The organism is Umezawaea sp. (assembly GCF_057122925.1).
Window position 1 is genome coordinate 60,198 of sequence record NZ_DBNGPQ010000008.1, and the last position, 25,801, is coordinate 85,998.

At 71.8% G+C, this 25,801-nt stretch carries 27 protein-coding genes; 19 read left to right on the top strand and 8 right to left on the bottom strand.

Features of this window, described 5'->3' with window-relative positions; translation table 11 throughout:
• Positions 1-80: 80 nt before the first annotated feature.
• The 8 genes from AC156L_RS00995 (at position 81) to AC156L_RS01030 (ending at position 7,187) form a co-directional block, all read left to right on the top strand.
• The gene (locus AC156L_RS00995; protein WP_330881393.1) at positions 81-1,067 is read left to right on the top strand and encodes a hypothetical protein; all 987 of its coding nucleotides are present in this window, start codon (positions 81-83) and stop codon (positions 1,065-1,067) included.
• Positions 1,064-1,942: an alpha/beta hydrolase gene (locus AC156L_RS01000; protein WP_330881395.1), complete on the top strand. Its 879-nt coding sequence runs from the start codon at positions 1,064-1,066 to the stop codon at positions 1,940-1,942. Before AC156L_RS00995 ends, AC156L_RS01000 begins: the two co-directional genes overlap by 4 nt.
• A 61-nt stretch (positions 1,943-2,003) precedes the next feature.
• Positions 2,004-2,747 (top strand): SDR family NAD(P)-dependent oxidoreductase, encoded by a 744-nt coding sequence (locus AC156L_RS01005; RefSeq protein WP_330881397.1) that lies wholly within the window; start codon positions 2,004-2,006, stop codon positions 2,745-2,747.
• Between the two features lie 52 nt (positions 2,748-2,799).
• Positions 2,800-3,906: a threonine synthase gene (locus AC156L_RS01010; RefSeq protein ID WP_330881399.1), complete on the top strand. Its 1,107-nt coding sequence runs from the start codon at positions 2,800-2,802 to the stop codon at positions 3,904-3,906.
• A complete protein-coding gene (locus tag AC156L_RS01015; RefSeq protein ID WP_330881401.1) occupies positions 3,903-4,523 on the top strand; it encodes a helix-turn-helix transcriptional regulator in 621 nt (206 codons plus the stop codon). The genes AC156L_RS01010 and AC156L_RS01015 overlap by 4 nt, the downstream gene beginning before the upstream one ends.
• Positions 4,520-5,596, top strand: coding sequence for an alanine racemase (locus tag AC156L_RS01020; RefSeq protein WP_330881403.1), 1,077 nt, complete (start codon positions 4,520-4,522; stop codon positions 5,594-5,596). Before AC156L_RS01015 ends, AC156L_RS01020 begins: the two co-directional genes overlap by 4 nt.
• A 4-nt stretch (positions 5,597-5,600) precedes the next feature.
• Positions 5,601-6,506, top strand: coding sequence for an ornithine cyclodeaminase family protein (locus AC156L_RS01025; RefSeq protein ID WP_330881405.1), 906 nt, complete (start codon positions 5,601-5,603; stop codon positions 6,504-6,506).
• Positions 6,507-6,722: 216 nt separating this feature from the next.
• Complete coding sequence (locus tag AC156L_RS01030) at positions 6,723-7,187, top strand: MarR family winged helix-turn-helix transcriptional regulator (protein WP_330881407.1); 465 nt, start codon at positions 6,723-6,725, stop codon at positions 7,185-7,187.
• 6 nt (positions 7,188-7,193) lie between these two features.
• On the opposite strand, the gene AC156L_RS01035 is transcribed toward AC156L_RS01030, so the two are convergent.
• Together AC156L_RS01035 and AC156L_RS01040 are read right to left on the bottom strand one after the other, a co-directional pair.
• Entirely contained in the window at positions 7,194-8,300 is a 1,107-nt protein-coding gene (locus tag AC156L_RS01035; protein ID WP_330881409.1) for a M20 family metallopeptidase, read from the bottom strand.
• Between the two features lie 52 nt (positions 8,301-8,352).
• Positions 8,353-9,651 carry an NAD(P)/FAD-dependent oxidoreductase gene (locus tag AC156L_RS01040; protein ID WP_330881411.1) on the bottom strand — a complete coding sequence of 433 codons (1,299 nt, stop codon included), beginning with the start codon at positions 9,649-9,651 and terminating at the stop codon, positions 8,353-8,355.
• Positions 9,652-9,791: 140 nt separating this feature from the next.
• Between AC156L_RS01040 and AC156L_RS01045 the strand changes: the two genes are divergently transcribed.
• Together AC156L_RS01045 and AC156L_RS01050 are read left to right on the top strand one after the other, a co-directional pair.
• Positions 9,792-10,733 carry an alpha/beta hydrolase gene (locus AC156L_RS01045; protein WP_330881413.1) on the top strand — a complete coding sequence of 314 codons (942 nt, stop codon included), beginning with the start codon at positions 9,792-9,794 and terminating at the stop codon, positions 10,731-10,733.
• 102 nt (positions 10,734-10,835) lie between these two features.
• Positions 10,836-11,651: a pentapeptide repeat-containing protein gene (locus AC156L_RS01050; RefSeq protein ID WP_330881415.1), complete on the top strand. Its 816-nt coding sequence runs from the start codon at positions 10,836-10,838 to the stop codon at positions 11,649-11,651.
• Here the strand turns inward: AC156L_RS01050 and AC156L_RS01055 are convergent, their stop codons facing one another.
• Complete coding sequence (locus AC156L_RS01055; RefSeq protein ID WP_330881417.1) at positions 11,652-12,290, bottom strand: MerR family transcriptional regulator; 639 nt, start codon at positions 12,288-12,290, stop codon at positions 11,652-11,654. It lies immediately after the preceding gene.
• A 262-nt stretch (positions 12,291-12,552) separates the two neighbouring features.
• Between AC156L_RS01055 and AC156L_RS01060 the strand changes: the two genes are divergently transcribed.
• On the top strand, positions 12,553-13,002 hold the full coding sequence (locus AC156L_RS01060) for an STAS domain-containing protein (protein ID WP_330881420.1): 450 nt from the start codon (positions 12,553-12,555) through the stop codon (positions 13,000-13,002).
• Between the two features lie 7 nt (positions 13,003-13,009).
• Here the strand turns inward: AC156L_RS01060 and AC156L_RS01065 are convergent, their stop codons facing one another.
• Both AC156L_RS01065 and AC156L_RS01070 read right to left on the bottom strand, forming a co-directional pair.
• A complete protein-coding gene (locus tag AC156L_RS01065) occupies positions 13,010-13,288 on the bottom strand; it encodes an early set domain-containing protein (protein WP_330881422.1) in 279 nt (92 codons plus the stop codon).
• A gap of 166 nt (positions 13,289-13,454) precedes the next feature.
• Positions 13,455-15,395, bottom strand: coding sequence for a S8 family serine peptidase (locus AC156L_RS01070; protein ID WP_330881424.1), 1,941 nt, complete (start codon positions 15,393-15,395; stop codon positions 13,455-13,457).
• 176 nt (positions 15,396-15,571) lie between these two features.
• Between AC156L_RS01070 and AC156L_RS01075 the strand changes: the two genes are divergently transcribed.
• Complete coding sequence (locus AC156L_RS01075; protein WP_330881426.1) at positions 15,572-16,513, top strand: isopenicillin N synthase family dioxygenase; 942 nt, start codon at positions 15,572-15,574, stop codon at positions 16,511-16,513.
• On the opposite strand, the gene AC156L_RS01080 is transcribed toward AC156L_RS01075, so the two are convergent.
• Complete coding sequence (locus tag AC156L_RS01080) at positions 16,500-17,750, bottom strand: cation:proton antiporter (protein ID WP_330881428.1); 1,251 nt, start codon at positions 17,748-17,750, stop codon at positions 16,500-16,502. The genes AC156L_RS01075 and AC156L_RS01080 overlap by 14 nt on opposite strands.
• A 145-nt stretch (positions 17,751-17,895) precedes the next feature.
• Between AC156L_RS01080 and AC156L_RS01085 the strand changes: the two genes are divergently transcribed.
• The 5 genes from AC156L_RS01085 (at position 17,896) to AC156L_RS01105 (ending at position 23,396) form a co-directional block, all read left to right on the top strand.
• Entirely contained in the window at positions 17,896-19,143 is a 1,248-nt protein-coding gene (locus AC156L_RS01085; RefSeq protein WP_330881430.1) for an SLC13 family permease, read from the top strand.
• Between the two features lie 42 nt (positions 19,144-19,185).
• Positions 19,186-20,028 carry an oxygenase MpaB family protein gene (locus AC156L_RS01090; protein WP_330881432.1) on the top strand — a complete coding sequence of 281 codons (843 nt, stop codon included), beginning with the start codon at positions 19,186-19,188 and terminating at the stop codon, positions 20,026-20,028.
• A 532-nt stretch (positions 20,029-20,560) separates the two neighbouring features.
• Complete coding sequence (locus AC156L_RS01095) at positions 20,561-21,601, top strand: substrate-binding domain-containing protein (protein WP_330881434.1); 1,041 nt, start codon at positions 20,561-20,563, stop codon at positions 21,599-21,601.
• A gap of 5 nt (positions 21,602-21,606) precedes the next feature.
• Complete coding sequence (locus AC156L_RS01100) at positions 21,607-22,626, top strand: ABC transporter permease (protein WP_330881436.1); 1,020 nt, start codon at positions 21,607-21,609, stop codon at positions 22,624-22,626.
• On the top strand, positions 22,623-23,396 hold the full coding sequence (locus tag AC156L_RS01105; RefSeq protein ID WP_330881438.1) for an ATP-binding cassette domain-containing protein: 774 nt from the start codon (positions 22,623-22,625) through the stop codon (positions 23,394-23,396). The genes AC156L_RS01100 and AC156L_RS01105 overlap by 4 nt, the downstream gene beginning before the upstream one ends.
• Before the next feature lie 51 nt (positions 23,397-23,447).
• On the opposite strand, the gene AC156L_RS01110 is transcribed toward AC156L_RS01105, so the two are convergent.
• Complete coding sequence (locus AC156L_RS01110; protein ID WP_330881440.1) at positions 23,448-23,885, bottom strand: YybH family protein; 438 nt, start codon at positions 23,883-23,885, stop codon at positions 23,448-23,450.
• A 109-nt stretch (positions 23,886-23,994) separates the two neighbouring features.
• Between AC156L_RS01110 and AC156L_RS01115 the strand changes: the two genes are divergently transcribed.
• Both AC156L_RS01115 and AC156L_RS01120 read left to right on the top strand, forming a co-directional pair.
• Positions 23,995-24,366, top strand: coding sequence for a YciI family protein (locus AC156L_RS01115; protein ID WP_330881442.1), 372 nt, complete (start codon positions 23,995-23,997; stop codon positions 24,364-24,366).
• Positions 24,363-25,574: an RNA polymerase sigma factor gene (locus AC156L_RS01120; protein WP_330881444.1), complete on the top strand. Its 1,212-nt coding sequence runs from the start codon at positions 24,363-24,365 to the stop codon at positions 25,572-25,574. The genes AC156L_RS01115 and AC156L_RS01120 overlap by 4 nt, the downstream gene beginning before the upstream one ends.
• Here AC156L_RS01120 and AC156L_RS01125 read toward each other — a convergent pair.
• The gene (locus AC156L_RS01125) at positions 25,538-25,699 is read right to left on the bottom strand and encodes a hypothetical protein (RefSeq protein ID WP_330881446.1); all 162 of its coding nucleotides are present in this window, start codon (positions 25,697-25,699) and stop codon (positions 25,538-25,540) included. The two genes, AC156L_RS01120 and AC156L_RS01125, sit on opposite strands and share 37 nt — an antisense overlap.
• Between the last annotated feature and the right edge of the window lie 102 nt (positions 25,700-25,801).

Below are 25,801 nucleotides of genomic sequence, written 5' to 3' on the forward strand. Positions count from 1 at the left end.
GTGCCACCTGTGGTGGTGCCCCAGCACGCTCCCACAGGAAGGGTTTGTTCAGCAAGCTGAACATCTGCATAATGCTCAGCGTGCTGAACGATATGCGTCTCGACTCGAACCGCGCGCTGCTGTGGGGCGTGCTCGCCAGCGCCGTGCTGACGGGACTGGTCTGGTTGGCGGGCACCCGCCTGGGTGGCGTCGTCCTGCTACCGGACCAGGGCGCGTCCTGGTACTACTGGAAGCTGCCCGAGCCGACCGCGTGGACGCGCGCGTCCGCCTGGGTGGGCTACGCGGCGCACCAGCTCGCGGCGTGGGGCCTGATCCACCACGCGCAGACCAGGGTCAAGCGCCACACCCGCGGCCTGCACCCGGTGAACGTGGTCGCGCTCGCGGTGAACTTCGGCTTCGTCCTGCTGCACGCCGTGCAGACGCAGGTCTTCTACGACGGCACCGCGCAGGACGTGTCGATCTTCAGCTCGCAGGGCTCGGTGGTGCTGCTGCTGGTCGTCGTGCTGCTGATGGAGAGCCGCAGGCGGGGCCTCTTCGCCGGCCACGGCCGCCCGTTCCCCGCCGACGTCGTCGGGTTCACCCGCAAGTACCACGGCTACCTGTTCAGCTGGGCCGCGATCTACACGTTCTGGTACCACCCGATGGAGAACACGAGCGGCCACCTCATCGGCTTCTTCTACATGTTCCTCCTGCTCCTCCAGGGCAGCCTCTTCCTCACCCGCGCTCACACCAACCGCTGGTGGACCCTCACCCTGGAGCTGATGGTGGCCGTGCACGGCACGCTGGTGGCGGTGATGAACTCCGGCCCGGACGGCATCTGGCCGATGTTCCTGTTCGGCTTCCTGGGCGTGTTCGTGCTGACCCAGCTGCACGGGGTCGGCCTGTCCACGACCGCGCGCTGGTACGTGGCGGCGGTGTTCGCCGTCGGGGTCGTGGCGGTGTACTCGTGGCGCGGCTTCGACCGGATCGACGAGATCGTCCGCATCCCCGCCATCGAGTACCTGGTGACCGCCGTGGTGGCGCTGCTGGTCTGGGTCGGCATCCGCCTGGCCGCCGCGCTCCGGTGAGGCACCTCCGCTGGGCGACCCCGGTCGCGTGCCTCGGCGTGCCCGCGTGGCTGCTGGCGACCCGCTGGTCCACCACCACCCACGCCCACCCGGCCTACCTGGTCGTGCTGGTGCTCGTCGCCTGCGCCGGGGTCGCCGCGGCGGTGCGCCCGCCGCGTCCGCGCTGGTTCGTCCTGCTCGCTGTCGCACTGCTCCTGGCACCGCTGGTGTGGCTGCGCCCGTTCCCCGCGACGGCGCTCGCGGGGACGGCGCGCACGGTCGACCACGCGACCACGGTCGAACTGGTCCCCTCGGAGCCGGTCCGCGACGGCCTGGTGTTCTACCCCGGCGCCCGCGTGGACCCCCGCGCCTACCTGCGGCTGCTCAGCCCGCTGGCCGAGCGCGGCACGCTCGTGGTCGTGGTCAAGGCCCCGTTCGACTTCGCCCTGCTCACCCCCGGCGCCGCGGAGGACGTGCTCGACGCGCACCCCGACGTCCGGGACTGGACCGTCGGCGGCCACTCGCTCGGCGGCGTCGCCGCGGGCCGGTACGCCGCGACCGGCGATCCCCGCGTGCGCGGTCTGCTGCTGTGGGCCTCCTACCCCGTGGACGACCTGTCCGGCCGCGCGGACCTGGACGTCTGGTCGATCTCGGGTGAGCGCGACGGCTTCACCACACCGGCGGACGTGGCCGACTCGCGCGCGGTGCTGCCGCCGGACACCCGGTACGTCCAGGTCCCCGGCGCGGTGCACGCGTTCTTCGGCGACTACGGCGACCAGCCGGGCGACGGCGTGCCGACCACGTCGAGGGAGACCGCCCAGGAGGCGATCGTCGCGGCGAGCACCGAGGCGCTGGCCCAGCCCCGGACCGCCGATCCGGGGACGAGCGGGCGGTGAACGCCGCCGCCCGGAGCGACGACGCTCGTGGTGCAAGCGAGAACCACGGGAAGGAACCACCATGAAGATCGCCATCGTCACCGGCGGGAACAGGGGCCTCGGCCGCGACTCGGCACTGGCCCTCGCCCGCAGGGGTGTCGACTCGATCATCACCTACCGCTCCAACGCCGAGGAGGCCGACGCCGTCGTCGCCGAGATCGGCGCGCTGGGCCGCACGGCCGTCGCCCTGCGCCTGGACGTCGCCGAGCCTGCGGGCTTCGCCGACGAGGTCCGCCGGGTCCTGAAGGAGACGTGGGACCGCGACACGGTCGACTTCCTGGTCAACAACGCGGGCGTCGCCCACCACCTGTCGTTCGCCGACACCACGGAGGAGGCGTTCGACGAGCTGATGAACGTCCACTTCAGGGGCGTCTTCTTCCTCACCCGGAGCCTCCTGCCGGTCCTCGCCGACGGCGGGAGCATCCTCAACGTGTCCACCGGACTCGCCCGGTTCACCACGCCGGGCTTCGCCGCGTACGCGTCGATGAAGGGCGCGGTCGAGGTGCTCACCCGCTACCTGGCCCAGGAGCTCGGCCCGCGCGGCATCACCGTGAACACCATCGCGCCGGGGCCGGTCGAGACCGACTTCGCCGGGGGCGCGGTGCGCGACAACGCCGACTTCAACGCGCTGCTGGCGTCCCAGGCGGCGCTGGGCCGCGTCGGCCTCCCCGAGGACATCGGCGGCGTCGTGGCGTCGCTGCTGTCCGAGGACAGCCGCTGGGTGACCGGCCAGCGCCTGGAGGTCTCGGGAGGCATCCACCTCTGACATCTAGACCCTTCGTCTATACTTGGACCAAACGTCCAGACGAAGGGTGCCCATGTACCTCGACGCGCGATCCGGCCGGACCTACCCGATCGACGCCCGGCGCTGGCGCGGGGACGACGGGGCACCGCTGACGGTGACCCCGTCGCCCGGCATCGGCCCGGACGACGTCGACACGCGCACCCGCTCGCTCTGGCGCTACCGCGCCGCCCTCCCCGGTGGCATCGAACGGCCGATCTCGCTCGGGGAGGGCTGCACGCCGCTGCTGGAGCGCACGTGGGGCACCACGCCGGTCCACTTCAAGCTGGAGTGGTTCAGCCCCACCGGCAGCTTCAAGGACCGCGGCACCAGCGTGATGATCTCCCTGCTCGCGCAGGCCGGCGTGGACAGCGTCATCGAGGACAGCTCCGGCAACGGCGGCTCGTCGGTCGCCGCCTACTGCGCCGCCGCGGGCATCAGGGCCAGGATCCTCGCCCCCGAGGGCACGTCCCCCGCCAAGGTCCTCCAGAGCCGCGCCTACGGCGCCGAGGTCACCCTCGTGCCGGGAGACCGGGAGGCCACCGCCGCGCAGGCGCTCCGCGACTCGGCGGACACGTGCTACGCGAGCCACAACTGGCACCCGTTCTTCCTCCAGGGCACCAAGACCCTCGCCTACGAGCTGTGGGAGGACCTCGGCTTCACCGCACCGGACAACATCATCACCGTGGCGGGCGCGGGCAGCACGGTCCTCGGCTGCGACCTCGGCTTCACCGAACTGCTGGCGGCGGGCCGCATCCCCCGCCTGCCCAGGCTCCTGGTCGCCCAGCCGCGCAACTGCGCCCCGATCGACGCCCACTTCCACGGCACCGCGGCCGACCTGGTCTTCGCGCCGACGATCGCCGAGGGCACCGCGATCCGCGAACCCGTCCGCCTGCCCGAGGTGCTGGACGCCGTTCGCCGCTCGAACGGCGACGTCGCCACCATCGCGGAGGAGGACATCGCCGGAGCGGTCCGCGACCTCGCGGCCCTCGGCCTCTACGCCGAACCCACCAGCGCCACGGCGGCGGCGGCCATCGAGGTCTTCCGGTCCAGGGGCGCCCTCGCGCCCGGTGAGACCACCGTCGTCGTCCTCACCGGCTCGGGTCTCAAGGCCCCGACCACGATTGCGGGGGTGTTCGCGTGACCGAGGACGAACTGCTGCTGCGCGAGGCGGAGACGATCGCCACCGCGATCGGCCGGATGTTCCCCGGTCTGTGCGAGGTGGTCCTGCACGACCTCCGCGACCCTGAGCACACGGTCCGCGTCATCGAGAACAACCTCTCCGGCCGCCGGGTCGGCGATCCCGCGACGGAGATCGGCGTGGCCCGCATCCAGGACCCGGACTACCCGAACGTCATCCAGAACTACCCCAACACCTTCCCCGACGGCAGACCGGCGAAGAGCACGTCCATCGGCATCAAGAACAGCGAGGGCGTCTACGTCGCCGCCCTCTGCCTCAACCTCGACGTGTCCCTCTTCGCCACCGTCGCCCGCAGCCTGCACAACCTCGTCAGCACCGACGAGCAGCAGCAGCCGCTGACGGAGAACCTGCGCGCCCGCACCGTCGACGAACTCCGCACCCTGGTGGAGGAGTTCGCCGCCACCAGGGGCCAGACCCCCCGCAGCCTCACCGCGAAGGACCGGAAGGAACTGCTGCGCTCCCTCAAGGAGAACGGCTACCTCGACGTGAAGCACTCGGTCCCGGTGCTCACCGACATCCTCGGCGTCTCCCGCGCCACCGTCTACAACTACGTGAGATGACCATGACCACCCCGCACCTGCTCGTCGACCCGACCAAGGTCGAGGCCAACATCGCCCGCCTCGACAACCACATCACCGCACTGGGCTCGACCCTGCGCCCCCACGTCAAGACGGCGAAGTCCGTCGACGTGGCGAGGCTCCTGTTCCACGGCGGAACCGGCCCCATCACCGTGTCCACCCTCCACGAGGCCGAGGAGTTCGCGGCCCACGGCTTCACCGACATCGTCTACGCCGTCGGCATCGCCCCGGACAAGCTGGACCGCGTGCGCGCACTGCGCGCCAGGGGCGTGGACCTGGTCGTGCTGCTGGACAGCGTCGACCAGGCGCACCGCACCAGCGAAGCGAACGTCCCGGCCCTGATCGAGGTCGACTGCGACGGCCACCGCGGCGGCGTCACCCCGGACGACCCGGCGCTGCCCGCCATCGCGGCCGTCCTGGGCGACACGCTGCGCGGCGTCCTCACGCACGCGGGCGAGTCCTACTACTGCTACACCGTGGAAGCACTGGTGGCGGCGGCCGAACACGAACGAGCCACCGCCGTCGCGGCAGCCGAAACCCTGAGGGCGAAGGGCTTCCCGTGCCCGGTGGTCAGCATCGGCTCCACCCCCACGGCCCACGCCACCCGCGACCTCACCGGTGTCACCGAGGTGAGGGCGGGCAACTACGTCTTCTTCGACCTCGTCATGGCGGGCATCGGCGTCTGCACCCTGGACGACCTGGCCCTCTCCGTGGTCACCACGGTCATCGGCCACCGCGAGGACAAGGGCTGGATCCTCACCGACGCGGGCTGGATGGCCACCTCACGCGACAGGGGCACCGCCGCCCAACCAACCGACCAGGGCTACGGCCTGGTCTGCGACGTCGACGGCACCCCCATCCCGGACCTGCTCATGACGGCCGCCAGCCAGGAGCACGGCGTCCTCTCCACCAGAACGGGCTCTCCCCTCCCCGACCTCCCGGTGGGCACCAAGCTCCGCATCCTCCCCAACCACGCCTGCGCGACAGCGGCACAACACACCCACTACCACCTGACCACGACCACCACCACGTGGCCACGACTGAACGGCTGGTAACCCCGTGCGCTTCCTGTCCGAAGAGGACTCAGCAGCCCTGATCACCGAGGAACTGGCCTACAACGCCGTCCGCACGGCACTCATCGCCGCGGTGGCCGACACCAGCACCACCTTCCCCGCCCTACCGGCGCACGCCTCCCAGCCGCACAACAGGTTTACCGTGAAGTCAGCGGCGGCGACGGACGTCGCGGGCGTCAAGATCGGCAGCTACTGGCCGAACAACACCACCACCCCGAGGCACAACTCCACCATCCTCCTGCTGGACCAGGAAACCGGGAAGATCGCCGCGGTGGTGGAAGCGGCCACGGTCAACGCCTACCGCACGGCAGCGGCGGACGCGGTGGCGGCGGACACCCTGGCGAACCCGGACGCCACCACCCTCACCATCTTCGGCACCGGCCACCAGGCCTACTACGAGTGCACGGCACTGGCCAGGATCCGCACCCTCACCACGATCCACGTGGTGGCGAGAACACCGGAGCACGGCCGCACCCTGGTGGACAGGCTCCACGAGGCAGGCCTACCAGCGACCCTGACAGAACCGGAACAGGCGGTGGGAGCCGCGGACATCATCGTCACCGCGACGACAGCACGAACCCCGCTCTTCGACGCCGAGTGGGTGACGCGGGGAACCCACGTGGCCTCCATGGGTTCGGACGCCAAGGGAAAACAGGAACTACCACCAGCCCTGCTGGACGACGCGGCCCTCTTCTGCGACCTACCACCGCAGTCACGAACGATCGGCGAGTTCCAGCACACCACCACCCAGCACCGCATCACCGCCCTGGGCAACGTCCTGACCGGCACCGCTCCCGGCAGGCGGGACGAGGACTCCATCACCATCTTCGACAGCTCGGGCATAGCCCTGCAAGACCTCTACACGGCCACGGCCCTTCTGGCCGAGCAGTAGGGCGCAAGGGCCCGCACAGCACGCGACCGAGGTCGATTCCACCAGGGGACCCGTCCCTCGCCCCGGCAGGTCGGGCAGGGTGGCACACCCTGCCCGACAGCCCCGACCACGAGGTCGAACCCAGGGGTACCAAGCCACACCGACCGTCCCACCACAACGGACACCCGCCACACATAGCAAGCAATACGATTGCACGCCCTGTGCTTTACTGGACCCATGCCCGACACAGCCGATCTCACCGACGAGGAAGTCGACGACTTCACCAAGGCGTGCAACCGGCTCTACGCGCTGATGCACCGCAACCGCAGCAGCCTCGCGGCCACAGCGACAGGCCCCGACCAGCTGTCGGACTCCCAGCTGGTGCTCCTCACCCCGCTCACCGAGCAGGGCGCCATGGCCGTGGGCAAACTGGCCACCCGAGCGGGCGTGGCCCAGCCCACCGCGACCCGAGCGCTCAAGCAGCTGGAGGACCGGGGCTTCGTGGCCCGCAAGCGGATCAGCGGCGACGACCGCACGGTACTGGTCACCCTCACCCCACGCGGTGAATCCGCCTGGCAGGCAGCCGACAACCGCATGCGCACCCTGCAACGCCACGCGCTCGACCAGATCCCACCGGAGCGCCGCACCACCGTGGTGGACGCCCTGACGGAACTGGCCCGAGCGATAGACAGGACGGGTTAGGACCCGCTAGGACCGCAGCAGGTCCGCCACCAGTTCGGCCAGCAGCGCCGTCCGCGCGGGCAGCTCCGCCACCACCACGTGCTCGTGATCGGCGTGGGCGCCACCACCAACCGCCCCGAGCCCGTCCAACGTGGGAACACCGATCCCCGCGGTGAAGTTGCCGTCCGACCCACCTCCCACCGCGACCCGGCCCAACGGCGGCTGCCCGATCCGCACGGCGACCGCCGAGGCCCGCTCGAACAGCCCGTCCGACGACTCCGCCGTCATCGGCGGCCGGTTGGGCCGACCCAGCACCTCCAACCGCGCCCCCGCCAGCACCGGCCGCAGGGCGTGCATCGCCGCGTCCACCCGCACCTGCTCGTGGGCGAACCGAGCGCGCACGTCCACCGCGAACTCCCCCACCGCGGGCACCGTGTTCCCCGTGGTCCCGGCCGCCATCACGGTCGGCGTGACCGTCGTCCCCAGCTCCGGATCGGCCAGCCCGGTCACGGCGAGCACCTGGTGGGCGAGTTCGACGGTGGCGTTGACCCCGCGCTCCGGCTCCAGCCCGGCGTGCGCGGCCAGCCCGTGCACGCGCACCCGGTACATCGACACACCCTTGCGCTCGGTCTTGAGCGCTCCCCCGTCGGCCGACGCCTCCATCACCAGCGCGGCGACGCACCCCGCCGCCTCGGCCTCGATCAGCGCCCGCGAGCTCGGCGAGCCGACCTCCTCGTCGCCGGTCACCAGCAGCGTCACCCCGGCCCGGTCCGCCAGCCCGGCGACGGCGTGCACCGACATCGCGAGACCGGCCTTCATGTCGAAGCACCCCGGCCCGCGCAGCACGCCGTCCTGGACCGAGAACGGGTGCGTCAGCAGCGTCCCGAACGGCCACACCGTGTCGTGGTGGCACAGCAGCAGCACCTTCGTCGGGCCCTCGCCGAACTTCCACCGCAGGTGGCTCACGCCGTCGACCACGATCCGCTCCGGCGCCACCCCGAGCCGCTTCTCCCCGACCCGCGCGACGACGTCGGCCGACGCGGCGACCGCGGCGAGGTCCGCGGACGGCGACTCGCACGTCACCAGTTCCTCGATGTCGTCCACCAGGTCCGGCAACGCACGCACGTAGTCCATGCGGCCCAGGCTAATCGAACGACCCGGCGGACGGCCGAGAACGCGCGGCCGCCTAGCGGGGCTTCGCGGTTTCCAGCGGCACCGCATCCGAGCGGACCAGGCCGAGTTGGACGGACTGGCGGCCGAGCACCGCGTCGAGCGCCCAGTCGACCGCCGTGCGGATGCGGTTGCCCGGCATGGCGAGCAGGTGGTAGCCGCGGGTGACGACCTTCGCCGGGAAACCGGACAGCGGGATGCGCAGGGGGTTGGCCGCGGCGTCGAGGCCGCCGAGGTCGACGACGAAGCCGAGGTCGTGGTGCTTGTAGTCGCGCAGCAGCGCGCCGTAGCCGAGGGAGGCGGCGACGTTCTTGCCCGCGAGCGTGCCCTGGCGGGCGGCGTGCTGGGCGGTCATCGCCGTCACCTCTCCCGGACGGGTCAGGTCGGGGACCGCGGCGGCGTCGCCGCAGGCGAAGACCTCGGGGTGGCCGGGGACCCTGAGGTTCGGCTCGACGCAGAGCCTCCCCTTCTCGGTGCGCAGCCCGGTGGCCTCGGCGACGGGGTCGGGGCGGACGCCGACGCACCAGGCGAGCGTGCGGGTGGCGACGAACTCGCCGCTGGTGAGCAGGACGCCCTCGCGGGTCGCCTCCTTGACCGAGGTGCCCGTGCCGACCTCGACGCCGCGCTTGCGCAGCACCTTGTCAGCGGCGCGGGACAGCCTCGGGTCGAGTTCGGGGAGCACCTTCGGCGCGATGTCGAGCAGGATCCAGCGCATCTTCTGGTCGCGGAGTTCCTTGTGCCGCTTGACGATCGCGCTGGTGAACAGCGGCCCCTGCGCGGCGACCTCGGTGCCGGTGTAGCCGGCGCCGACGACGACGAACGTGCAGCGGGCGTCGCGCTCGGCCCGGTCGTCGGTGGCGGCGGCCAGCTCGACCTGCCGGATGACGTGGTCGCGCAGGTAGAGCGCCTCGGCCACGCCGCGGAAGCCGTGGGCGTGCTCGGCGACGCCGGGGATGGGCAGCAGCTTGTTCGCGCTGCCCGACGCGAAGATCAACCGGTCGTAGGACAGGTCGTGGGTCCCGCCCTCGGGATCGGTGTAGTCGACCGTGCGGTCCTCCAGCGAAACGCTGGTGACCTCGCCGAGCGCGAGCCGCACGCGCGGGAGCGCGGCGGGCAGGGACACGGTGACGCGCCTGGGGTCGACGACGGCGGCGGCGACCTCCGGGAGCAGCGGGAGGTAGAGGAAGTAGTCCGTGCGGTTCACCAGCACGATCTCCACGGGCGCGTCCTTCGGCAGGGCGCGGGAGAGCGAGCGGGCAGCCTGGAATCCGGCGAATCCGCCGCCGACGATCACGACACGGGTCGACTCAGCCATGGGTTCACCTTGGCCTACCCGGAGGTCGACCGCAGCTCGGCGAGATCCGAGACACATTGTGCACGTTTTAGTTGTGCACGAGTTAGTTGCTGACTAGTGTTCACCACGTCAGCTTCGAGCAGCGAGTGAGGGAGCCAGCCATGACCGTCGTACTGGAGCAGGCCGCGCAGGACTTCGCGGACGCCACCGCCAAGCCGCCGTACCTCTTCGACCTCGGCCCCGAAAAGGGCCGCACGACGGTGGACGAGGTGCAGTCCGGCGAGGTCGCCAAGCCGGGTGTCGACATCGAGGACCTGGTCGTCGAGGGCGGACCGTCCGGCGAGGTGAAGGTGCGGATCGTGCGCCCCGAGGGCGTCACGGGCGTGCTGCCGGTCATCCTCTACATCCACGGCGCGGGCTGGGTGTTCGGCAACGCCCACACCCACGACCGCCTGGTCCGCGAACTCGCGGTCGGCGCCAACGCGGCCGTCGTGTTCCCGGAGTACAGCCTCTCCCCCGAGGCCCGCTACCCGGTCGCCATCGAGGAGAACTACGCCGTCGCCCGGTGGATCGGCACCCACGGCGCGGGCAAGGACCTCGACGGCACCCGCGTCGCCATCGCGGGCGACTCGGTCGGCGGCAACATGACCGCCGCGCTCACGCTGCTCGCCAAGGAGCGCGGCGACGTGGCGTTCACCGGGCAGGTGCTGTTCTACCCGGTGACCGACGCCGCGTTCGACACCCCGTCCTACCACGAGTTCGCCGAGGGCTACTTCCTGCGCCGCGACGCCATGCAGTGGTTCTGGGACCAGTACACGACCGACCCGGCGCAGCGCGCCGAGATCACCGCGTCGCCGCTGCGCGCGACCACCGAGCAGCTCGCGGGACTGCCGGCCGCACTGGTCATCACCGGCGAGGCCGACGTGCTGCGCGACGAGGGCGAGGCCTACGCGACCAAGCTGCGCGCCGCGGGCGTGCCGGTCACCGCGGTCCGCTACCAGGGCATCATCCACGACTTCGTGATGCTGAACGCGCTGAGCGGGACCCACGCCGCCAGGGCCGCCATCGCCCAGGCCATCGCCTTCCTCAAGGCCGCCCTCTGAGCCGACGACGCCCGCCCACCGCCCGGCCGTCGGCCGGGCGGCCCCGGCGTTCACCTACCCTGGGAACACCGTAGGCACGTCCTCCCAGGAGACCAGAGCCCGTTGTCCGAGCCCACCCCGTCCGATCTCCGCGCCGACTGCTCGAACTGCTTCGGCCTCTGCTGCGTCGCACTGGCCTTCGCGAAGTCGGCGGACTTCGCCGTCGACAAGGACGCAGGCGACCCGTGCCGCAACCTCCTCGCCGACCACCGCTGCGCCATCCACACCGACCTGCGGCCGAGGGGCTTCACCGGCTGCACCGTGTTCGACTGCTTCGGCGCCGGGCAGAAGACCTCGCGGGTCACGTTCGGCGGCGAGAGCTGGCGGGACTCGACGGACACGGCGAAGCGGATGTTCGCGGTGTTCCCGGTGATGCGCCAGTTGCACGAGCTGCTCTTCTACCTCACCGAGGCGTTGGCGCTGCGCGCGGCCGAGCCGCTGCACGCCGACCTGCGGGCGGCGCTCGACGAGACCGAGCGGATGACCCTCACGAGCCCCGACGCGTTCGGCGCGCTGGACGTGCCGGGCCACCGCGAGGGCGTGAACGCGCTCCTGCTGCGCGCCAGCGAACTCGTGCGGGCGGGCGCGCCGAAGCCGAAGAACCGGAAGGTCCGCCGCGGCGCGGACCTGATCGGCGCGAAGCTGTCGGGAGCGGACCTGCGGGGCGCGAACCTGCGCGGCGCCTACCTGATCGGCGCCGACCTGCGGGGCGCGAACCTCCGCCTGGCCGACCTGATCGGGGCCGACTTCCGCGACGCCGACCTGCGCGGCGCGGACCTGACCGGCAGCATCTTCCTCACCCAGGCGCAGGTGAACGCCGCGAGGGGCGACGCGCGCACGGCACTGCCGCCCGCGCTGAGCAGGCCGGCGCACTGGTGATCACGCGGGCGCGTCCCCGTCGCCGAACATCTTGCGCGAGGCGAACTGCTGGGCGATCCGGCGCAGCGCGATGAAGACGGCGTCGCCCAGGATGGTGCCGACGACGGCGCTCTCCACCATCTGCTCGGGCGTCGGCAGGTCGCCGATGGCTTCGAGGTCGACCTGGGCGACGGCGTCGGCGATCTCGGCGTAGTGCGGGAAGATCCCGAGCAGGTGCGCGTGGCCGAGGTCGCGGAACGTGCACAGCAGGCTCACCAACGACTTGGCGTACGGGTCGTCGGGTTCGAGCCGCCACTGGCGCTGGGCCGCGATCTCGTCGATGAGCCCCTGCGCCCACGCGCGGCTCTCCTCGTCGACCTCGTTCTTCCGGACGAACAGGCCGTGCTGGGCGACGCCGAGCAGTTCGTGCGTCGGAGCCCGGTCGTCTATGGCGCGCACGACGTCGCGGACGTCGACGATCGACAGGCCGCCCACCTCCAGCAGCGCGCGCACCAGCTTGAGGCGCTGGAGGTGCTTCGCCTGGTACTGGGCCTGGTTGGGGCTGGTCAGCTCACCGGCGGGCACGAGGCCCTCACGCAGGTAGTACTTGATCGTGGCGACTGGAACACCTGACTCGGCGCTCAGTTCGGCCATGCGCATCCGGGCCTCCCTTTCGAGTTCTCACCCGGTGCACAGTGTATCGCCGATTACGGATAGTCAAGCTATCCGTTTTACGCACACCCTGCGGAACCGTCCGCCAATTCGCCGGAGAAATGCGTCGTACTCCCACCACCTGACGATTCAGTGACCGAGAAGCGCATTGCCAATCACATCACGAAACGATAAACTGGGACCGTTGTCCAGGTTCGACGAAGTCGTCTCATTCGGGAACACGGCGGCGAAAACCCGAGTTGGCACGCACATGAGCTTGGAATTCGCGGCCGGGCCGTCGGCGACGTCCCGGATCCCGCCCTTCAGGGGCCTCTCCGTCACCATCCACCCCGCTCCGCCCGCCAATGCCGGTGTGGTGACCGCGCGGGGCGAGGTGGACGCGACGTCGGCCGGGCTCCTGGCCGACCGGATCGCCCACGCGAGGCTGTGGTTCACCTCGGTCGTGGTCGACCTCAGCGGGATCACGTTCTTCGCCGCGGCCGGGATCGACGCCCTGGTCGCCGGAGACCCGCAGGCGCTGGTCTGCTCCCCCGCGGTGCTCAAGGTGCTCACGACCTGCGGCCTGGAGAACCGCTGGGAACTGCACCGGTCGACGTTCCTGGCGCTCGCCGCGGGCGTGTCGCTGGACTTCGCGGCGAGCACCGCGAGCACGGCGAGCCCCGGAACCGCACCGCGCGCCGCCGGGACCCACCGGGCCTGACCGAGCCCTAGACCGAGATCAGCTGCCCCCGGTCGTCACGGGCGAGTTCGGTGTCGCGGTCGTCGAACCACACGCCGTCGCTGGCCAGGTAGCGGAAGCACAGCGTCGCTCCGGTTTCGACCCTGACCGCGGTGGACCACGTGCCGTTGGAGCGCCTGACCAGCCGGTGCCTGCCCGGCGTCCAGTTGTTGAAGCACCCCACGACACTGGTGTGCCCCGGCGGGGGATCGGACAGCACGAACGTGATGTTGACCTGGCCGCCGGTCGAGGGCTTGACGCGGATCATGCGGCGGTTTCCTCCTGTGTCGAAGTCACCGACCACCCTGCCCCGGCCCGGCGGACGCCGCCACACGGCTCACCCGGACGTGGGACCGGCCGACCACGGCGGAGTGGTGTTCCACGGTTGGGCTCCCCGCCGCGACCGCGTCGCGACGGGGAGCCCGACCGTCCCGCTACGACACGACGAGCGCGTAGTCCGCGTCCGTGGCGGCCGTCTCGACGTGGCCGTCGGCGTTGACCTGCGTCGCGACCACCTCCACCGTCCACGTGCCCGCGGCGGCAGCGTCCACGAAGACGTTCTCCACGTTGTCGACGGTGTTGGCCGCGCCGCCCGGCGTGGACCAGACCCCCGTGGACAGACCGTTGTTGCCGAAGTAGACCGTGCCGTCGGGCGCGGTGACCTTCAGCGTCAGGTCGTTGACCGTCGCCTGCGCCGCGCCGGGAGTGCCCGCCGGGTCGGTGTAGGCGAGCGTGGCGCGCAGCGGCGCGCTGCCGTCGGAGTCGACGGTGTACCGCTTGCTCTCCCCGGTGGCCAGCAGGTCGGTCTCGTCGACCAGCACCGGCAGCGCCCAGCCGTTCGCCCTCGCCCGCTCGTGCAGGTTGCCGACGCTCGCCGAACCCCAGCCCTGGTGGGTGCGGGTCATGTCGTGCGCGGTCCCGCTGAACGCGTACTGGTTGGCGGTGTTGACGAGCAGAGCCTTCGCCGTGGCCGCGTGCGGGCGGGAGGCGAACACGTCACCGGCCTTGCCCGGACCGCCGGAGAACACGCCGTCGGCCCACATCTGGAACAGCAGCCCCGCGTTGCCGCAGGTGATCGGCGTCGCGCCGCTCGTGCCGCCGAACGACGAGGTGTAGGAGGTGTTGCTGCTCGACGAGGTCGTGTCGATGCGGTCGTAGTAGTTGGAGATGTCCGGCTTGATCCGGCCGTCGGCGGCGGGACCGATGCTGGCACCGCCGTTCCACTTGTCGTCGGCCCGGTCGGCGGTGTTGAAGTGGTACTGCCCGCCCACCGACAGCACGTTCTTCGCCCACGCCTGCGGCCGGGAGCTGCGGGTGCCCGCGTTGCTCTGCGACTGGCAGATCAGCAGGTCGTGGTCGAACACGATCTTGTCCATCTGCGCGGAGATCGACGTGTAGGACGTCGTGAGCGCGTCGCCCCAGCTGTTGCTCTGGAACACCGCGCGGTACGGCCCGGCCGGGTCGACCAGCTCCTTGGTGTGCGCGTAGCGGTCCTTGCCCGAGTAGGTGGCGAAGATGCCCTGCGCGTCGGGCAGCATGCCCCGGTGCGCCGCGCTGACGCCGGAGGCGAAGATCTCGCCGTAGGTCGACGTGCCGTGGCTGGTGTCGGTCGAGTTCGGCCCGTGCGCGACCGGCGGCTGGGCCGCGAACTCCTGGTGCGTGACGCGCAGGCCGCCGTCCATCACCTCGCCCCGCACGCCGCGGCCGGTGTAGCCGCCCGCGGTCTGGATCGCGTTGGCACCGCTGGTCTCCCGCGCGATGGCCATGTCGGTCTCGGGAGCGGACTCCGCGCCGACCGCGATCACCTCGGGCAGTCCGGCGACGGCCGTGACCTGGTCGGCGCCGAGCACCGCCGTGAGGTGCTGGCCGCTCACCGAGACGTCCTCCACCGCGCCGCCGAGCGCGGTGATCCGGTCGGCGACGGCCTTCTGGTCCCGCACGTCCTGCTCGGCCAGCGTCACGAGGTACCGCCCGGCGGCGGCGGTCGTCACGTCGACCTTGTCCGACGGCAGGAAGTCCGCCGTGGCGCGGACGAACGGCAGCTTCGCGACCTGCGCGCGGGTGCGGTCGTTCATCCGCACGACGTAGGCGAGGTCGGGCACGTACGTGCCGATCCTCGCCCCCATCGTCCGCAGCTTGCGCCGCTGCGCGTCGGTCAGGCTTCCCTTGAACTGCACCAGGTACGCGCCGTTGCCGACGCTCGCCGCCGTGCTCTGCGCGGTGAGCGGGTCGAACGTGCGACCGGCCAGCCTGATGAACTGGGGGCCGCCGTCGGCGGGAGCCGGAGCGGACCGCGCCCCGGTCACACCTCCCGCGGCGACGAGCAGCACCGCGAAGAACGCACCCGCGAGCAGGCCGCGTTTTGTGCGCAGCATCAACAACCTCCAGTACGGCAGGGGTTGCCCTGACCGGAGGGTGGACCAGGGCACGTGATCCGAACGTATCGGACGGATATCAGGCGGGTCATCCGCCGAACGACGGGTGCGCGTCTCAGTGAGGCCGGGCGGAACTCGGCGCGAAGTCCGGTCCCGGATGCGGTTTCATGGACCCCATGACGGTTCCGCTGGTGGATCTGACCCCGTGGTTCGAGGGCACGCCGGACGGCCGCGCCGCCGTGGCGGCGCGGATCGACGCGGCGCTGCGCGACTCGGGTTTCCTGCTGGTCACCGGGCACGGCGTCCCGGACGAGCTGCGGGCCCGCACCCGTGCGCTGTCCCGCCGGTTCTTCGCGCTGCCGCGAGCGGTCAAGCAGCGGTACGCGGTCGCGGTCGGCGGGCGCGGCTGGCTGCCGCCCGGCGCGGAGGCGAACGCCTGCGCCGAGGGCACCGAGACGCCCCCGGACCTCAAGGAGTCGTACTCGGTCGGCGCGGACGCCCCCGTCGGCGACCCGGAGGTCGACGGCTTCTGGTTCCAGCCCAACCGGTGGCCGGACGAGGTGCCGGGGTTCGCCGAGGCCTCGATCGAGTACGTGGCGCGGATGCGCGGGCTGTCCGACGAGCTGCTGACGATCTTCGCCGTGGCGCTGGGCCTGCCGGAGGGCTTCTTCACCGACCACACCGGACATCCGACGTACACGTTCAACATCAACTGGTACCCGCCGATCGCGGTGGTCGGCGAGCCGGAGGACGGCCAGTTCCGCATCGGGCCGCACACCGACTTCGGCACCGTCACGGTCCTGGACCGCCAGGTGGGCGTCGGCGGGCTCCAGGTGTTCACCCCCGACGGCGAGTGGGAGGACGCGCCGTTCGACCCGGCCGCGTTCACGATCAACATCGGCGACCTCATGGCCCGCTGGACCGGCGACCGCTGGCGCTCGACCCGCCACCGGGTCCTGCCGCCCGCCGCCTCCGCGCCGGACGAGGACCTGGTGTCGCTGATCTTCTTCTACGAGTGCGACCACGACGCCCGGATCGCGGCCCTGGACGGCAGCCACCCGGAGGTCGTGGCGTCGGAGTACCTGAAGGAGAAGCTGGACGCGATCACGGTGACGTGACGTCCTCGCGCTTGCGGTCCAGGAAGCGCATGACCGGGGTGGCCGTGATGCCGTGGACGACGATCGAGCCGACCACGACCAGGCCGACCACCCGCCACACCGCGCCCTCCTCCAGGAACTTCGCGGCCTCCAGGGCGTACGCGACGTAGAACACCGAGCCGACACCGCGCACGCCGAAGAACGACACCACCACCCGTTCCCGCGGCCCCGTGCGGCCCCGTGCCAGTCCGATCAGGCCCGCCGCGGGCCGCACGACGAGCAGGACCAGCAGCGCCACCAGGATCTCGCGCCAGTGCACGCCCGCGAACAGACCGGTCGCCACGGCGCCGCCGAGCAGGAAGATGATCACCACGGTGAGCAGGCGCTCGATCTGCTCGACGTACTGGTGCAGCACGCGGTGGTAGCCGTCGGACCGCTCGGCGGAACGGATCGTGCAGGCGCAGACGAACACGGCGACGAAGCCGTACCCGTGCGCGAGCTCGGCGACGCCGTAGGCGAGGAACGTGGCCGCCAGCGCGACGAACCCCTCGGCGTGGTGGGCCAGCCGGAACTTCTCCGACTCCGGGGCGAAGAACAGCTTGCGCAGCAGCCACCCCGCGCCGAGCCCGATCGCCACGCCCGCGGCCAGCCGCCACACGACGTCCACCGCGAGCCAGTGCGGCAGCCAGTCGTCGGGGGTCGCGGCGAGGCCGATGGCCAGGTAGGTGAACGGGAACGCCAGGCCGTCGTTGAGCCCGGCCTCCGACGTCAGCGCGAACCGCGCCTCGTCGTCGCTGTCTTCCTCGGGGTCCTCCACGGGTTCGGCGACCTGCACCTCGGTCGCGAGGACCGGGTCGGTGGGCGCGAGCGCGGCGGCGAGCAGCACCGCCCCGGCCGCGCCGAACCCGAGCACCGTCCACCCGAGGACCGCCACGGCGATCATCGTCAGGGGCATGGTGATGCCCAGCAGCCGCCACGTGGTCGCCCACCGGCGCAGCCCCGGCGGTCGGTTCAGGGCGAGACCGGCGCCCATCAGCGAGATGATCACGCAGATCTCGGTCAGGTGCAGCACCACCGAGGAGTGCGCCACGGGGTCCGGGTCTGGCAGCGGGTCGATGACCGTGAAGGACAGCGCACCCGCTCCCAGGAACACCATGGGCATCGAGATGGGCGCCTTGCTCAACACTCTCGGCAGCAGGGCGGCGGCGAGCGTCGCAACGCCTGCCGCCGCGAAGACCACCGGGCCCGCGTCTGCCACGAAGCCCCTTTCGCCGTGTGGAGGAATTCTGTCCGGTTAGCCCGTTCGACGCTCGGCGAAACGTCCGGGGTGGTCGGGTTGACACGGATCACTGATCACCTCGAAGGTGAGGAGTCGGCGCGTTCGGCCTGTCGAGGGGACTCCGATGACGGCGCAGGTCATCTCGATCGTCGTGCTGGCGCTCGTCTTCGTGCTGGCGACCACCCGGTCGACCAACATGGGGGCGCTGGCGTTCGCCGCCGCGTTCCTGGTCGGCACCCTGGCGGGCGGGCTGGACGCCAAGGGCATCTTCGCGAAGTTCCCCGGCGACATCTTCGTCGTCCTGGTCGGCGTCACGTACCTGTTCGCGCTGGCCAGGGCCAACGGGACGACCGACTGGCTGGTGTCGGCGGCCGTGCGGGCCGTCGGGGGCCGGATCGCGCTGATCCCGTGGGTGATGTTCGTGATCACCGGCGTGCTGACGTCGATCGGCGCCGTCAGCCCGGCGGCCGTGGCCATCGTCGCGCCGATCGCGCTGGGGTTCGCCGCCCGCTACGGGATCAACCCGCTGCTGATGGGCGCGATGGTCGTCCACGGGGCGCAGGCGGGCGGGTTCTCGCCGATCAGCGTGTACGGGTCGATCGTCAACGGCCTCGTCGAGCGCAACGACATCCCCGGCGACCCGCTCGTGCTGTTCCTGGCGAGCCTCGGGGTGAACCTGGCCATCGCCGTGGTGCTGTTCCTCGTCCTGGGCGGCCGGCAGCTCGCCCTCGCCGCGGGGGCCACCGCCCCGGAGGAGCCGGACGACTCCCCCCGGCTCGACCCGCCGAGGATCGCCACGCTGGTCGGCCTGGTGGCCCTGGTCGTCGGTACGCTGGTGTTCGACCTGGACGTGGGCCTCACCGCGCTGACGCTCGCCGCCGTGCTGAGCCTGGTCTGGCCGGAGAGCAGCCGCCAGGCCGTCGGCGAGATCACCTGGCCCACCGTGCTGCTGATCTGCGGCGTGCTGACCTACGTCGCGGTGCTCCAGGCGATGGGCACGATCGACTTCGTCGGCAACGCGGTCACCGGCGTCGGCGTCCCGGTCCTGGCGGCGCTGCTGCTCTGCTACATCGGCGCGATCGTGTCGGCGTTCGCCTCCTCCGTCGGCCTGATGGGGGCGCTCATCCCGCTCGCCGTGCCGTTCCTCGCGCTCGGCACCGTCGGCCCGATCGGCATGGTCGCGGCGGTGGCGGTGTCCGCGACGGTGGTGGACGTGAGCCCGTTCTCCACCAACGGCGCGCTGGTGCTGGCGAACGCGAAGGACGTGGACCGCGACCGGTTCTTCAAGCAGCTCCTGGTCTACGGCGGTCTGGTCGTCGCGGTGGCGCCGCCGGTGGTGTGGCTGCTGTTCGTCGTGCCGAACCTCGGCTGACCCGTCAGGTGGACCGGGCCCGGCGGGGGCACCATGGGAACCATGGACCTCAACACCGCGCGGACCAGGGTGGCGTCGAACCTGTTCGCCAGGGTCGCGGGCCCGAACGCCCGTGAGATCCGCTCCAGGGTCCACGACACCCCCGGCCCCCGCTGGTTCGCCGAGGACCGGCCGATCCGCCGCGTCCACGCCGACGCGTCCCTGTTCGTCGGCGGGCTGCGGGCGCTGCTGCTCCAGTCGCTGCACCCGCTCGCCATGGCGGGCGTGGCGGGCCACTCCGACTACCGCGGCGACCCGTGGGGCAGGCTCCAGCGCACCAGCACCTTCCTGGCCATGACCACCTTCGGCGCCGCGCCCGACGCCCAGCGCGCGGTCGACCGGGTCCGCGGCATCCACCGCCGGGTCCGCGGCACCGCGCCCGACGGCCGCGAGTACCGGGCCGACGACCCCCACCTGCTCACCTGGGTCCACATCGCCGAGGTGGACAGCTTCCTGCTGGCGCACCAGACCTACGGCCGCGCGCCGCTGGACCAGGAGGGTCGGGACGGCTACGTGGCCGACACCGCCCGCGTCGCCGAGGCCCTCGGCGTCCCCGACCCGCCCCGCACCACCGCGGAGCTGGCGGACCGCATCGCCGCCTACCGCCCGGAGCTGCGCGGCACCGCGGAGGCCCGCGAGGCCGCCCGCTTCCTCGTCCTCAAGGCCCCGCTCCCCCTCGTGGCCCGGCCCCCCTACGCCGTGCTGGCGGCGACGGCCATCGCCATGCTCCCGCCGTGGGCCCGGCTCCCGCTGCGCCTGCCCTACCTCCCGCTGACCGAGGCCACCGCGATCCGGGTCGCGGGCCACGGGCTGGTCCGCGGGCTGCGGTGGACGCTGGCGACCTGAGGCTCAGCACAGGCGGACGCCCTGGAACAGCGCGGTGGACGCGTGGGCGTTGAGGCCGAAGCGGCCCGCCGGGTACCGCGAGGTCGGGGCACTCGAACAGCCAGTCCGCGGTGAACCCGCCGCGGAACGTCGGCGGAGAGGGGAATTCCGATCGCACCGCCTCCGGGGCGGGAGCGGTGGACGACCCGGTGGCGAGGGTGGCGGCCGCGGTGATCGCCACCAGGACGCCTCGGATGCGCTGAGCAGCGGTCACGGGCTGACCTCCGTCCGACCGGTGGCGGGGTTCCCCCCTGTGACTACCGGTCGGCGGCGAACTCGGGCAAGACGTGCGGCGGTTCTTGTCCGCTCATGACCCGCAATTCACTTCGGCCGGGCCGATTCACCGTTCCGTACCGCTGAACAGCCGAATTCGCACTGTTAAAAAGCCGCGCTTGTCACGAAGTCGTCAATGCGCGAAACATCGGGATCGGCTCGAACACGCCTGGTTGACCGATTCATCGACGGTGCCGTCGACAACGTTCGGGAGGCGAAGATGACCAAGAACGGGCGGGCGTCCGCGGCGGTGGTGGCGCTGTCCGCGCTGCTGCTGCCGACAGCGGGGTGCGGCGGTGGTTCCTCCGGCGGCGAGGTCCTGGTCGGGCTCGTCACCAAGACCGACACCAACCCGTTCTTCGTCAAGATGAAGGACGGCGCCGAGCAGGCCGCGGGCACGACGGGCGCGAAGCTCCAGGCGTTCGCGGGCAGGCAGGACGGCGACAACCAGTCCCAGGTGGACGCGATCGAGAACCTGATCGGCGCGGGCGCCAAGGGCCTGCTCATCACGCCGAACGACTCCAAGGGCATCGTGCCGTCGGTGGACAAGGCCCGCCAGGCCGGACTGCTGGTCATCGCGCTGGACACGCAGCTGGAGCCCGCCGACGCCGCCGACGCCACGTTCGCCACCGACAACTACCAGGCGGGCCTGCTGATCGGGAGGTGGGCGAAGACGACGTTCGAGCGGTCGGGCAAGCCGGTGAGGATCGCGCTGCTCGACCTGAGCCCGAACCAGGTGTCCGTCGACGTGCAGCGGGACCAGGGCTTCCTGGAGGGCTTCGGCGTCGACGTGAAGGACAAGGGCCGGATCGGCGACGAGTCCGACCCGAGGATCGTCGGCCACGACGTCACCGACGGCGCCCCCGAGGGCGGGCGCACCGCGATGGAGAACCTGCTCCAGAAGGACGCGGGCATCACGCTCGTCTACACGATCAACGAGCCCGCGGCGGCGGGCGCGTACGAGGCGCTCAAGGCGGCGGGCAAGGAGAAGGACGTCGTCATCGTGTCCGTCGACGGCGGCTGCCCCGGTGTCGGCGACGTCGAGGACGGGATCATCGGCGCGACCTCGCAGCAGTACCCGGTGAAGATGGCGCAGATGGGCGTCGAGGCGGTGTCGAGGTTCGCGGAGGACGGGACGAAACCGGAGAACACGGCGGGCAAGGCCTTCGTCGACACCGGCGTCACGCTCATCACCGACCACCCCGTCCCCGGCGTGGAGTCGAAGGACTCCGCCTGGGGCCTGCAGAACTGCTGGGGCTGACCGCCATGACCACCACCGCACCCGCGCCGACCGGCGACGAGCGGACCTCGCGGTCGCCGCTGTCGCGCCTGCAACACCTCCTGCACGCCAGGGCCACCATCGGCCCGGCGGTCGTCCTGCTGATCGCGATCGTCGTGTTCGCCCTGCTGTCCGAGCGGTTCCTCCAGCCGGCCAACATCTCCCTGATCCTGCAACAGGTCGCGGTCGTCGGCACCCTCGCCGTGGGCCAGACCGTCGTCATCCTCACCGCGGGCATCGACCTGTCCTGCGGGGCGATCATGGTCCTCACGTCGATCGTGATGGCGAAGGTCGCCGCCGAGACCGGGCTGCCCGGCCTTCCCGCGCTGCTGCTGGGCTTCGTGCTCGGCACCGTGTGCGGTCTGGTCAACGGCCTGCTCGTCACGCGGCTCGCGCTGCCGCCGTTCATCGTCACCCTCGGCACGCTCAACGTGTTCTTCGCGCTGAACCTCTGGTACTCCGAGAGCGCGACGATCCGCGGCGGCGACATGCCGTCGCTGCTGCTGTGGACCGGTGAGACGTTCAGCGTCGGCACGACCCGGATCACCCACGGGTCGGTCATCATGGTGCTCCTGGTGGCGGCGATGGCGTTCGTGCTGACGAACACCTCGTGGGGCAGGCACGTCTACGCGACCGGCGACGACCCGGAGGCCTCGCGCCTGTCCGGCATCCGCACCACGCGCGTGCTGCTCAGCGTGTACGCCACGGCGGGCGCGATCTACGCGCTGGGCGCGTGGATCCTCATCGGGCGCATCGCCTCCGCGAGCCCGCAGGCGGGCCAGTTCGAGAACCTCGACTCCATCACGGCGGTCGTCATCGGCGGCACCAGCCTGTTCGGCGGGCGCGGCGCGATCGTCGGGTCGCTGATCGGCGCGCTGATCGTCGGCGTGTTCCGCAACGGCCTGGCGCTGGCGGGTGTGGACGTGCTGTGGCAGACGTTCGCGGTCGGCGTCCTGATCATCGCCGCGGTCTCGATCGACCAGTGGATCCGGAAGGTGAAGCCATGACCACGCCGATCCTGCGGGCACGGGGACTGGTCAAGCGGTACGGGAGGGTCACCGCGCTGGCGGGCGCCGACCTGGACCTGGAGCAGGGCGAGATCCTCGCCGTCATCGGCGACAACGGCGCCGGGAAGTCGAGCCTCATCAAGGCGCTGTGCGGCGCGGTCGTGCCGGACGAGGGCACGATCCTGCTCGACGGCGAGCCCGTGTCGTTCGCCAACCCCGTCGACGCGCGGGCCGCGGGCATCGAGACGGTGCACCAGAGCCTCGCGGTCGCGCCGTCGCTGGACATCGCCGCGAACCTGTTCCTCGGCCGCGAACGCCGCCGTCCCGGTGTGCTCGGCTCGGTGTTCCGGATGCTCGACCGCGGCGGGATGCGCGAGGAGGCCAAGCGGCAGCTCGACGCGCTCGGCATCATGACCATCCAGAACCCCGGTCAGGCCGTGGAGACCCTGTCCGGCGGTCAGCGCCAGGCCGTCGCCGTCGCCCGCGCGGCGGCGTTCGGCAGCCGCGTCGTGATCATGGACGAGCCCACGGCCGCCCTCGGCGTGCGGGAGTCGCGGGCGGTGCTGGACCTGATCCTCCAGGTGCGCGACCGCGGCCTGCCGGTGATCCTGATCAGCCACAACATGCCGCACGTGTTCGAGGTCGCCGACCGCGTCCACATCCAGCGGCTCGGCCGCCGCAAGGCCGTGGTGGACCCGCGGTCGATCTCCATGTCCGACGCGGTGGCGATCATGACCGGGGCGGTGGAGGTCGAGGACGGGGCGAGCTGACGGCCCGACCCCGTTCGGGACCGCGCGCGGCGGTCCCGAACGGACCCCCGCCTACGGCTCCAGGTCGGTGGCGGCCCGGAAGGACCCGTCCATGTGGAACGGCGTGGACGTGTGCTCGTGGGCGATGCGCCACCGGCCGTCCTCCTTGCGCAGGCCCGCGGTCATCCGGAACCACATCACGAACCCCTCCGGCGACCCGTTCGGCGTGGACGCCATCCGGTTGAGCGCGTGGCAGAACGCCACGTCCTCCCCCGCGGTGACCTCCAGGTCGACCACCGCGTAGTGGACCGGGCCGTCGAACCCCGCGAACCACGCGGCCAGGCCCTCGGCGTCGAGCGCCTCCTGCCCGACGCGGCGCAGCGGCGGCGCCAGGTCGAACGTGACGGCGTCGGCGGTGTAGCGGGCCAGCAGGCGGTCCACGTCCTTCGCCTCCATCGCGGCCTCCACGGCCTTCACCACGGTCTGGATCTGCTCGACGTCGCTGGTCATGATGTGCTCCTCGGGTCGTCCGGATCGATGTCACCGGAGACGTCGAAGCGAGCCGCCCGGCTTCGACACAACGGGTGGAGGACATCCTCGAACCGCGTCGGAGGCAGCCGTGAAGTACCTGATCCTGATCCACAGCAACCCGAGGTCCAGGGCGCTCTGGGAGACCATGGACGACGACCAGCGGTACGCCCTCGGCAAGGGGCACCTGGAGCTGACGGAGGCGCTGGCCGAGTCCGGCGAGCTGGTCGTGTCGGAGGGCCTGGCCGACGTGGAACTGGCGAGGACGGTGTCGGTGCGCGGCGGCGAGACCCTGACCAGCGACGGACCGTTCGCCGAGGCCAAGGAGCACCTGGCGGGCTTCTACCTGGTCGACGTCGAGAGCTACGAGCGCGCCGTCGAGATCGCCGCCCGCACGCCGGACGCGGCCACCGGCGCGGTCGAGGTGCGGCCGGTGCTCGACATGAGCGCCTGGGACCTGTGAGGACACCGTTCGAGGACCTGGTGCGCGACCTCGCGCCCCAGGTCCTCGGGGCGCTCGTCCGCCGCTACGGCGGGTTCGACACGTGCGAGGACGCCGTGCAGGAAGCGCTGCTCGCGGCGGCGCTCCAGTGGCCAGTCGAGGGCGTCCCGGACAACCCGAGGGCGTGGCTGGTCACCGTCGCGTCCCGCCGCCGGACGGAGCTGTGGCGTTCCGAGAGCGCCCGCAGGCGCCGCGAGGAGGCGGTGGCCGCGCGGGCCGTCCCCGACCCGGAGCCGCCGCCCGCCGTGGACGACACCCTGGCGCTCCTGCTGCTGTGCTGCCACCCGTCGCTGACCGGGGCGTCGCAGGTGGCGCTGACCCTGCGCGCGGTCGGCGGGCTCACCACCGCCGAGATCGCCCGCGCGCTGCTCGTGCCGGAGTCGACCGTGGGCCAGCGGATCAGCCGGGCCAAGCAGCGGATCAGGTCGAGCGGCGCCCGGTTCCACCTGCCGCCGGAGGAGTTCCCCGACCGGGTCTCGGCCGTGCTCCAGGTGCTCTACCTGGTCTTCAACGAGGGCTACACCGCCAGTTCCGGGCCGTCCCTCAACCGCGTCGACCTCACGTCCGAGGCGATCAGGCTGACCAGGCAGCTCCACGCCCGGCTGCCGGACGACGGCGAGGTGACCGGCCTGCTCGCCCTGATGCTGCTCACCGACGCCCGCCGTCCGGCCAGGACGCTCGACGACGGCGCGCTGGTGCCGCTGGCCGAGCAGGACCGCGGCAGGTGGGACGCCGGGGCCATCGCCGAGGGCGTGGAGCTGATCACGGCCTCGCTCGCCTCCGCGCCCGTCGGCCCGTACCAGCTCCAGGCCGCGATAGCCGCCGTGCACGACGAGGCCGAGCGCGCGGAGGACACGGACTGGCGCCAGATCCTGGGCCTCTACCACCTCCTCGACGCGGCGGCTCCCGGCCCGATGGTCACCCTCAACCGCGTCGTGGCCCACGCCATGGTCCACGGCCCGCTGCCCGCGCTGGCGCTGCTGGCCGCTGCCGAGGCCGACCGGGCGCTGGCGGGCCACCACCGCGTGCACGCGGTGCGCGCCCACCTGCTCGACCTGGCGGGCGACCACGGCGCGGCGCGGGAGCACTACCTCAGGGCGGCGCGGACGACGTCGAGCCTCCCGGAGCGGCGCTACCTGGAGGTCAGGGCCCGCTCGCGCCCCCGGTAGCGGACGGTGATCACGGTCTTCCCGGCGTCGCCGACGGTCCCCGCCGTGGACAGCACCAGGTCGACCCCTCCGAGCCCGGCGAACGCGTCGGGCGGGTGGACCTTCGCGCAGGCGAGGGCCTTCACGTGCTTCTCCTGCCGTGTTCGAGGGCGTCCGGGGCCGGGGACGGGCCGCCGATTCGCTCTTTGATGTTGCCTTACCTCATTGCCAGTCGAGCAGGAGCGCCC

Coding starts and splice junctions, on each gene's coding strand:
- AC156L_RS01070 (WP_330881424.1), bottom strand. CDS start 15,395: ATGCTGCGCACAAAACGCGGCCTGCTCGCGGGTGCGTTCTTCGCGGTG.
- AC156L_RS01045 (WP_330881413.1), top strand. CDS start 9,792: ATGACCGTCGTACTGGAGCAGGCCGCGCAGGACTTCGCGGACGCCACC.
- AC156L_RS01075 (WP_330881426.1), top strand. CDS start 15,572: ATGACGGTTCCGCTGGTGGATCTGACCCCGTGGTTCGAGGGCACGCCG.
- AC156L_RS01100 (WP_330881436.1), top strand. CDS start 21,607: ATGACCACCACCGCACCCGCGCCGACCGGCGACGAGCGGACCTCGCGG.
- AC156L_RS01030 (WP_330881407.1), top strand. CDS start 6,723: ATGCCCGACACAGCCGATCTCACCGACGAGGAAGTCGACGACTTCACC.
- AC156L_RS01095 (WP_330881434.1), top strand. CDS start 20,561: ATGACCAAGAACGGGCGGGCGTCCGCGGCGGTGGTGGCGCTGTCCGCG.
- AC156L_RS01020 (WP_330881403.1), top strand. CDS start 4,520: ATGACCATGACCACCCCGCACCTGCTCGTCGACCCGACCAAGGTCGAG.
- AC156L_RS01090 (WP_330881432.1), top strand. CDS start 19,186: ATGGACCTCAACACCGCGCGGACCAGGGTGGCGTCGAACCTGTTCGCC.
- AC156L_RS01085 (WP_330881430.1), top strand. CDS start 17,896: ATGACGGCGCAGGTCATCTCGATCGTCGTGCTGGCGCTCGTCTTCGTG.
- AC156L_RS01035 (WP_330881409.1), bottom strand. CDS start 8,300: ATGGACTACGTGCGTGCGTTGCCGGACCTGGTGGACGACATCGAGGAA.
- AC156L_RS01010 (WP_330881399.1), top strand. CDS start 2,800: ATGTACCTCGACGCGCGATCCGGCCGGACCTACCCGATCGACGCCCGG.
- AC156L_RS01055 (WP_330881417.1), bottom strand. CDS start 12,290: ATGCGCATGGCCGAACTGAGCGCCGAGTCAGGTGTTCCAGTCGCCACG.
- AC156L_RS01060 (WP_330881420.1), top strand. CDS start 12,553: ATGAGCTTGGAATTCGCGGCCGGGCCGTCGGCGACGTCCCGGATCCCG.
- AC156L_RS01040 (WP_330881411.1), bottom strand. CDS start 9,651: ATGGCTGAGTCGACCCGTGTCGTGATCGTCGGCGGCGGATTCGCCGGA.
- AC156L_RS01110 (WP_330881440.1), bottom strand. CDS start 23,885: ATGACCAGCGACGTCGAGCAGATCCAGACCGTGGTGAAGGCCGTGGAG.
- AC156L_RS01105 (WP_330881438.1), top strand. CDS start 22,623: ATGACCACGCCGATCCTGCGGGCACGGGGACTGGTCAAGCGGTACGGG.
- AC156L_RS01065 (WP_330881422.1), bottom strand. CDS start 13,288: ATGATCCGCGTCAAGCCCTCGACCGGCGGCCAGGTCAACATCACGTTC.
- AC156L_RS01005 (WP_330881397.1), top strand. CDS start 2,004: ATGAAGATCGCCATCGTCACCGGCGGGAACAGGGGCCTCGGCCGCGAC.